Raw genomic sequence first — 8,178 nt, 5'->3', positions numbered from 1 at the left:
AAAGATTCCCGCTGGACCTGCACCAACGATAATCACATCATACTTTTGCACTCAAACCACCTTTTTTCGGTTGAATGAACTATAAATGAGCACAAAAAAATAACTCAAATAGAAGCAATCCGCATCCATCTGAGCATCTATACTAAAATGTATTGGTAGACAAGCATAAAACACCTGGAAAATCCCGCTATTTAGCATAGTATAAAGCAACAGCAAAGTCAAGATGAGCTGAGCAACCGGGCTTCTGAGCTACCTAGCGAGGCTGGCAAACTTCGCGTAGTGCTCCAGGAAAGCGAGTTTGACCGTACCGGTGGGACCATTCCGATGTTTGCCGATGATGATCTCGGCAGTGCCTCTATCCTCCGAGTCTCGATTATAATACTCGTCTCTATAGATGAAGAGGACGAGGTCAGCATCTTGCTCTATGGCACCGGATTCTCTCAAATCGCTCAAAAGGGGTCTTTTATCCTGGCGCTGCTCCACGGCTCTAGAAAGTTGAGAAACCGCTATTACGGGCACATTTAACTCCCTTCCCAAAATCTTGAGAGCTCGGGAAATCTCGGATATCTCCTGCTGTCGATTCTCACTTCTGCCGTTACCTTGCATCAATTGCAGATAATCCACGATGATGAGCCCCAGTTTCTGCTTCGCCATCAACCTCCTCGCTTTGGCTCTGACCTCCATGATTGTGATATTTGGGGTGTCATCGATGAAGATCGGGGCTTCAGCTAGCCTACCCACCGCGTTAGAAAGCTTTGGCCAATCCTCCTCTTTTAAGTTGCCCGTTCTTAGAGCCTGGGCGTCCACCCTTGCCTCCGCGCACATCAGACGTTGAGCCAACTGCTGACGGGCCATCTCCAGGCTGAAGATGGCCACGGGGATTTTCTCCTGCAAAGCCACATTTTGAGCTATTCCCAAGGCGAAGCTCGTCTTCCCCATCGAGGGTCTCGCCGCGACCACGATTAAATCGGAAGGGTGAAGACCGGAGGTGAGCTCATCCAATTTCACAAAGCCGGTGGGAATACCAGTAACGTGGGCTCTCTTCTCATATAATTTCTCGATCTGCTCGAAACCCTCGGTGAGCAAATCCTTTATATGAATGAACTTCTCGGATATCCTCTTCTGAGAGACCCCGAAGAGCAAACTCTCGGCCTTATCGATGACCGTTTCAACATCTTCGGGGGCTTGGTAACTCAAATCGGCTATCTTGGTGGCCACTTTAATCAAAGACCTTAAAATTCCATTTCGCTCGACGATTTGGGCATAATATTTCGCATTGGCCGCCGTGGGAACGATGCTCACCAAGGTATGGAGGTAGGGTTTTCCTCCCACCTGTTCCAAAACTCCTCTGGCTTTTAATTCTTCAGCGATGGTTATGGGATCCGCAGGCTCGCCCCTGGCATAGAGATTTACGATCGCTTCGTATATATGCCTATGGGCTTCTCGATAAAAATCTTCAGGTTTTACTATCTCCATGACCAGCGGGATGGCATCGGTGGAAATGAGGATGGACCCGAGCAGGCTTTGTTCCGCTTCGAGATTATACGGAGGGATTCTCTCCAGAGAGGAGGTAATATCCACTCTGCTGTCATCCGGCATCCTCATCATGGGACTCTCTTTCTCCTGTCACCTGAAGGTTGATTTTGGCTTCAATATTGGGATAAATTTTGAGGGTTATGGGATAGGTGCCAAGAAATTTGATGGGCTCATCCAAAACCACTTTCCTCTTATCCAATGCTATTTCCTTATGTTTCGAAATGGCCTCGGCAATATCTTTGGCCGTCACCGCCCCATAGAGTCGCCCCTCCCTACCGGCTTTCATCGAGATTTCAATGCTTTGACCCTCTAGTCTCTTCGCAATCTCCTCCCACTTTACCCTCTCTTGAGCTTCCTTCCGAGCAAGAGCACTTCTCTGAATCTCCAGTTGTTGTACATTCGCCTCAGTGGCTTTAACCGCTAAACCTTGAGGTATCAAAAAATTTCGGGCATAACCTGGAGCTACCTCCACGACATCTCCTTCATTCCCCAAGGTTTCAACGTCTTTCCTCAGGATGATCTTTACGCGTTTCATATTCCTCTCGTCGCTTCGCGGATACTAAAACCAAACACACTTTCTATTATTGTTTTAATTCACAATAAGAGTCAAATAAAATTCGTCCCAAATTTATGTTCAACTTTTGTTCTCACTTTCGAATTGTATATGGTAAAAGAGCCATCTCCCTCGCTCTCTTTATGGCCGTGGATAGTTTCCTTTGGTGTTGAGCACAATTGCCCGTAGTCCTTTTGGGTCTAATTTTTCTCTTATCCGAAAGGAATCTCTTGAGCAAATTGATATCTTTATAATCGATGTATTCCACTTTCTCTTTGCAGAATATACAGAATTTTTTCTTTTGTTTTCGTACATAATCGACCATATCATCACCATCCAATCGCCTGGAATTTTACACCATTTGCGCACTTTGCAGAAGTAATCATGGAAGTTATTATGCCCTGGACATAATTCCAGAAAGGGTTTTGTTTTGACCCTTGGATTCCTTCGACTTTGCTCAGGAGATGTTTGGTCATTTAATATTGTTTAGAATTTGGTGCTCTGTGCTCAGAATTTGAAACTTCATACATCATTAAAAGGGGATATCGTCTCCGACTTCCTCCTGAGTTGTGGATTCTTCCTCGGGGGGTTCGATGGCTTCGACATCCTCTTTTTCACGAGGTCCGAGACGGCCCAGAAACTGCACATTCTCCGCGACTATTTCAACGGTCGATCTCCTCTGACCCTCCTCCGTCTCCCAGGATCTTGTCTGAAGTCTCCCCTCCACCGCCACTGGGCTTCCCTTGCTTATGTGCTCACTACATAGCTCAGCCAATCTCCCCCAGACCACAACGTTGAAGAAATCCGTGCTGTCCATCCGCTCCCCCTCTCTATTGGTCCAGCGCCTGTTCACAGCGATACGGAAATTGGCAACAGAAGTTCCATTAGGTGTGAATCTGAGCTCCGGGTCCTTCGTTAGCCTTCCAATTAAAATTACCCTGTTTAGATTGGTCAAGTTCGATCCCTCCAAATCTTTTAGCCTTAACCCAATCGAACAATTATGTATCTCATAACCTCATCGGTAAGCTTGGAAACTCTATGAAGCTCGGCTATGGTCTCGGGTATCCCCTTAAATTTAATTACCAGATAATATCCCTCAACTTGCTTGAGAATGGGATAGGCTAACTTGCGTCTGCCCCACTTATCTACCTGCCCCACCTTTCCTTTGTGCTTTTTTATGAGATTTTCAAACTTCTTGATAATTTTTTCTATCGCTTCCTTTTCCAGAGTAGGATTGAGAATGAACATTATCTCGTAATCCCTCAATCATCCACCTCCTTCGATCTGAGCAGAAAACAGAAAGGCCAAGTCAAAGTCGGTTCACGCTTTTGACTCCTCCTGCCGGGAGGCTTATGACTCTAACTGCTTTTGGGCAGGATTAAACCTCAAACATTATAGCAGTGGCAGAATTCTAGAGCAAGGAAGATATTTGCAATTGCGGAGAGTACAAACACTTCATAGAAACGGACCTTCAGGTCCGTTAATCCAGCTTTAACAGATCCTCCCACGGATCCGTCTGGAAAAGACCTGTTTCTACGGAATAAAGGTTAGACCTCAATTTAAAGTGCAAATTGAAAAATGACAGAGCAAAATCCAAAAAATTACACCGCGAACTTAAAATAAATTATGTCTCCGTCACGGACTTCATACTCCCTTCCCTCTAAAAGAAGGTGTCCATGCTCGCGAGCGGCGTGAAGGGAACCATCCCTTACCAAATCCTTATGGGAAACAACCTCTGCTTTTATAAAACCTTTCTCCATATCGGTGTGAACCTTTCCAGCTGCCTGAGGAGCTTTTGTGCCCCTCTTCACCGTCCAGGCACGACATTCATTCGAGACTATCGTGAAGAAAGTGATCAGACCCAAAAGCTCATAGCATATGCGTATCAGCCTATTGAGATCGGATTCCTTGAGTCCCATCTCTTCTCGAAAGGTCTTAGCCTCATCGTTGGGGAGCTCGGCGATCTCGGCTTCGAGCTTCGCTGGGATGACGACGGCCTCCACCCCCTCCGATCGAGCCTGGTCAAGAACCTGTTTCGCCAACGGATCCCCTCCGCCGGGTATTCCTTCCTCAGAAATGTTGGCCACGTAGACAACTGGCTTGGCGGTGAGCAGATTAAGGGAAGATAAAATCCGCCTCCCCTCCGAGGTCAAATCAACGTTTCGCACGGGAATGCCCCTCTGCAAAGCATCCTTTACCCTCTCCAGTACCTCCATTTCTTCCCTGTATTTCCTCTCCCCAGCCTTCACATGTTTGGCCACTCGCCCAATCTGTCTTTCCACGATTTCGAGATCGGCTAGTATAAGCTCCAAATTAACGTTTTCTATATCGATGAGGGGATGGAGCTCTCCATCCACGTGGGCGATATTCTCGTCCTTAAAACATCTCACCACGTGAACTAAGACATCGGCTTCTCGAATATAACTTAAGAATTGATTGCCCAAGCCCTCACCCTTGCTGGCTCCCCGAACCAATCCAGCGACGTCCACAAATTTTATGGTCGCAGGAATTATCCTTTGAGGCTTCACGATATCCGAAATCTTGTGCAACCTATCGTCAGGAACCTCGGCGATCCCCACATTTTTAGAGGTGGTTGTAAACAGGTAATCCGCCACCTCGGCTCCCGCCTTGGTCAGAGCATTGAATAGAGTAGTTTTTCCCGCATTGGGAAGTCCCACGATACCAACCTGCATAATACCCCTAGTGATTCAAGTGAGGAAGTGATTCAAGTGATTCGAGTCTCTCACTTCCTCACTCCTTCACTTCCTCACTTTCTCGTATCCTTCTGATATAACCTCTAAACCTACGATCGAACTTCGAGCGCATGAGTCGCACTTTCCTCCCACAGCCTAGGCACTTGAGTCCGATATCCATTCCCAATTTCGTCACTTCCCACTCATTTGACCCGCAGGGATGGGATTTCTTCATCTTTACTACATCGCCTATTTCAATGGGTATTATTTTGACCATTCTCTCCCCCCGCCCCTTGGCATATTAAAATATATAAGTGGGAAAATAAGTGGAAAAGAGACCCTACTTGGTCAAAAGCCATAATTTCATGCGTCTTCTCTTTTTCAAGTAAAAACATACCACAAATAATCCTTCAATTCAGCTTTTTAATCCAACCTATAGATGCCCTTATATTCCACCTCGTGAGAGGAGAGAATCTTCTCCACCAGGGATTTTATTTCGCTACTTATCTTTAGCGCCAATCCACATTCGGCTGAGAATTTACGGGGAAGGGGTATCATCTTGGTCTGGAGCTTACTTCCCTTCAAAATCTTCTCCGCCCGCAGGGCATGATGCGTGGAATGAAAGATAACCACATACTCCTCTGACATATGATTCCCTTCGTCGTTCAAACCGTCTTCGCCTAGATTCAATAAAAATCTGCCCTTTCCTCTAAAATTATTGAAGGATTTTAAATAATTATAAAGAATTTTAATAACACAAGCTATTTGAAGATGGGTCATAAATCCACCTTCATCCTGAGGAGCGAAGCCCTGTACCATCTGGTTTCAGGGCGAAGTGACGAAGGATCTCATTAGAATTGAGATTCTTCGCCCGCCTTAGGCGGACTTAGAATGAGAGCGGGAATAATGTCCCCTCAGCTATTTTAGGAGAAGAATCGATATGAATATCAGTTACTTCAAAACCTTTCTGGCGGTGGTGGAAAAGAAAAGCTTCTCCGAAGCGGCAAAAGTTCTCAACCTCTCTCAGCCCGCCATAAGTTTTCAAATACAAGCCATAGAGAAAACCTACGGAGAAGTACTGTTGGATCGAACCGGACCCAAGGTCAGACTGACCGAAGCTGGAGAGATTTTTCAGCGATTCGCCAGGGAAATTTTGAGAGCAAACGAATCGCTTGAGCAATCCATAGATGAACTTAAAGGGGGCTTAAGAGGGCGGCTGAAATTGGGGGCGAGTACCATCCCCGGGGAATATGTAGTCCCCAAAATCTTGGGGGGTTTTAAAGAGAAATTTCCCAACGTTGAACTCACCCTTCAAATAGAAGATTCAGAGCAAATAGTGGAGAAATTGGTAAATGCCGAGATCGATATAGGATTCATAGGAGCTTATATTCCCAAAGAAAATTTCAAATTGACCAAGCTTGCCACGGATGAACTAATCTTGATCCTGCCCGCCAATCATCCCCTTTGTACTAAAGAAAGCATGAGCGTGAAAGAGATATTGAGAGAACCTTTCATCGTGCGAGAGGTGGGATCTGGCACACGAAAGTCTTTCGAAAAAGTCCTTGAAAAGCTGGATCTATCACTGGATGACTTTAACGTGGTCATTGAACTTGGCAGTACGCAAGCGGTGCTTTCCGCCGTGGAGGGAGGATTGGGGATTTCCGTCATCTCCCGATGGGCAGCTGAAAAAGCTCTTCGTCTGGGAACGATAAAGACGATTACGCTGAAGGACATCGATCTCCATAGAGACCTCTATCTCGTCTACGACCAGAGGAGGCTCTTTACCCGCATCCAAAAAGAATTCGTTAAACATATCCTAAGATAGCAATTTCCCATCGAACATGGAGGTTCGCTGTTACTAGAAAGATTCATTAATCCCTTATCTCCGCAGTAATTTATCTCCGTGGTAAAAATGGTTCATGGACCTCATTCACGGAGATATTTGACAATATCTGCCGATTTACCTGAAGTTTTTGGGAAACCTTGGACATCTTTTCGAAGATATGTTACATGAACTAATCCTGATCCTGCCCGCCAATCATCCCCTCTGCACCAAGGAGAGCAGTTTTTTATCATCGCATGAAACTCTCCTAACATGGTATAATCCATATGGTATAATCCCTCAGGTCAGGTGAAAAAGAATGGTGAAAAGAAAAGTCTCACTAAGGATTGAGGAGAAAATATGCGAAAAATTGGATATCCAGTTGGTCTACCTTTTTGGTTCCTACGTTCGAGGAGATAAGAATTTCCAGGATATCGACATCGCTATTCTCATCAATTTGGAGAGCCCTGATATAATCAAAGAGATGGAGATCGCCGAGAGCTTTAAGAATGAGCTCACCAAAAACCACCCAAATTTGCCAATCCAAGTAACACCGTTAAATTCCGCCAATCCACTTTTAAGATATGAAGTGATAAAAGAAGGAAGAGCAATTTATGCGTCATCAAATGAAGAACGGATTGCCTTTGAGATGAAAACCTTGCGTGAATACGGGGACTATAAGGCTAAATCTCGCTTTTACGAAATGGCATTAAAGAATCGCCTAAAGGAGTAGCATTTTAATGAACAAGGAAATCATCCTCGATCGGTTCAAAGAGCTGGAAGACAATCTCGCTATATTGGAAAAATTATCAAAGATCGAAAAAGAGAAGTTTATTAGTTCTCCTGAGACGTACAAATTAGCTGAGAGATGTCTACAATTATCCATCGAGTGCGTTCTCGATGTCACTCACTATATACTGGCTCAGAAGAATTTACCTCGTGCCGAAGGCGGGGAGGCAATTATTGCTTTAGGAGAGCATCGCATTATACCCATGGAGTTTACCAAGGAAATTAGACCTATGGCTGGATTCCGCAACATTTTAGTCCACGAATATCTGAAAATAGACCGAAAAAGGGTTTATGAATATACAGGCAAAATTGAAGATTTTCGCAAATTTGAGCGATACATTTTAGAGTTCCTAGAAAAAACAGAAGAAGGATAATGAATGGTTCATGAGCACCACTCACAGATATTTTGACATATCTGCCGATTTACCTGAAGTTTTTAATTTTTACGATTGTTTCAAGAAAATGCAAAAGTCATTTTCTGGAGTCTCCGATGGGAGCCTCCAGTCCACCCCTCTTTGGATGATCTTGCCTTAAACAATAAATAATAGATAGTGAAAAACTAAAGTTTTTTGGAAATTACGATATAAGAGATAGCAAAAGAACCATGACAATTATTCATGGACATATTTAACAGGTGTTTGTGACTAGACTTGGTGTTTGGTCAAGTCCTTTGTTTCCTGTAAAAACGAGAAGCCCGGCATTAGACGTTGACTACCTCCTTTGCCTCCATTTCCTCTCTTAGGCTTTTATCCAATGCCAATTCTTCCCTTAAGGCATCGATTCTT

General features: G+C 44.7%; 11 protein-coding genes. 3 read left to right on the top strand and 8 right to left on the bottom strand.

Annotation, left to right across the window (positions count from 1 at the left end; all coding sequences use genetic code 11):
• Window positions 1–249 precede the first annotated feature (249 nt).
• The 8 genes from dnaB to AB1466_07140 all read right to left on the bottom strand — a co-directional run bounded on the left by dnaB (window position 250) and on the right by AB1466_07140 (window position 5,430).
• Window positions 250–1,581 carry a replicative DNA helicase gene (gene dnaB, locus AB1466_07175; GenBank protein MEW6189866.1) on the bottom strand — a complete coding sequence of 444 codons (1,332 nt, stop codon included), beginning with the start codon at window positions 1,579–1,581 and terminating at the stop codon, window positions 250–252.
• Window positions 1,582–1,588: 7 nt separating this feature from the next.
• Window positions 1,589–2,071: a 50S ribosomal protein L9 gene (rplI, locus tag AB1466_07170; GenBank protein ID MEW6189865.1), complete on the bottom strand. Its 483-nt coding sequence runs from the start codon at window positions 2,069–2,071 to the stop codon at window positions 1,589–1,591.
• Between the two features lie 112 nt (window positions 2,072–2,183).
• On the bottom strand, window positions 2,184–2,414 hold the full coding sequence (gene rpsR, locus AB1466_07165; protein ID MEW6189864.1) for a 30S ribosomal protein S18: 231 nt from the start codon (window positions 2,412–2,414) through the stop codon (window positions 2,184–2,186).
• 207 nt (window positions 2,415–2,621) lie between these two features.
• The gene (locus tag AB1466_07160; GenBank protein MEW6189863.1) at window positions 2,622–3,044 is read right to left on the bottom strand and encodes a single-stranded DNA-binding protein; all 423 of its coding nucleotides are present in this window, start codon (window positions 3,042–3,044) and stop codon (window positions 2,622–2,624) included.
• A 26-nt stretch (window positions 3,045–3,070) separates the two neighbouring features.
• The gene (rpsF, locus tag AB1466_07155; GenBank protein MEW6189862.1) at window positions 3,071–3,355 is read right to left on the bottom strand and encodes a 30S ribosomal protein S6; all 285 of its coding nucleotides are present in this window, start codon (window positions 3,353–3,355) and stop codon (window positions 3,071–3,073) included.
• 335 nt (window positions 3,356–3,690) lie between these two features.
• Entirely contained in the window at window positions 3,691–4,782 is a 1,092-nt protein-coding gene (gene ychF / locus AB1466_07150) for a redox-regulated ATPase YchF (protein ID MEW6189861.1), read from the bottom strand.
• A 58-nt stretch (window positions 4,783–4,840) separates the two neighbouring features.
• Window positions 4,841–5,059 carry a DUF951 domain-containing protein gene (locus AB1466_07145; protein ID MEW6189860.1) on the bottom strand — a complete coding sequence of 73 codons (219 nt, stop codon included), beginning with the start codon at window positions 5,057–5,059 and terminating at the stop codon, window positions 4,841–4,843.
• 146 nt (window positions 5,060–5,205) lie between these two features.
• Window positions 5,206–5,430 carry a DUF3343 domain-containing protein gene (locus AB1466_07140; GenBank protein MEW6189859.1) on the bottom strand — a complete coding sequence of 75 codons (225 nt, stop codon included), beginning with the start codon at window positions 5,428–5,430 and terminating at the stop codon, window positions 5,206–5,208.
• 292 nt (window positions 5,431–5,722) lie between these two features.
• Between AB1466_07140 and AB1466_07135 the strand changes: the two genes are divergently transcribed.
• The 3 genes from AB1466_07135 to AB1466_07125 all read left to right on the top strand — a co-directional run bounded on the left by AB1466_07135 (window position 5,723) and on the right by AB1466_07125 (window position 7,767).
• Entirely contained in the window at window positions 5,723–6,607 is an 885-nt protein-coding gene (locus AB1466_07135; protein ID MEW6189858.1) for a selenium metabolism-associated LysR family transcriptional regulator, read from the top strand.
• Between the two features lie 316 nt (window positions 6,608–6,923).
• A complete protein-coding gene (locus tag AB1466_07130) occupies window positions 6,924–7,337 on the top strand; it encodes a nucleotidyltransferase domain-containing protein (protein MEW6189857.1) in 414 nt (137 codons plus the stop codon).
• A 7-nt stretch (window positions 7,338–7,344) separates the two neighbouring features.
• Window positions 7,345–7,767 (top strand): DUF86 domain-containing protein, encoded by a 423-nt coding sequence (locus AB1466_07125; GenBank protein MEW6189856.1) that lies wholly within the window; start codon window positions 7,345–7,347, stop codon window positions 7,765–7,767.
• Window positions 7,768–8,178 lie beyond the last annotated feature (411 nt).

This window comes from Actinomycetota bacterium (assembly GCA_040755895.1).
Classification (GTDB): Bacteria; Actinomycetota; Aquicultoria; order Subteraquimicrobiales; family Subteraquimicrobiaceae; genus Subteraquimicrobium.
This window is presented reverse-complemented; position numbering and strand designations above follow the sequence as displayed.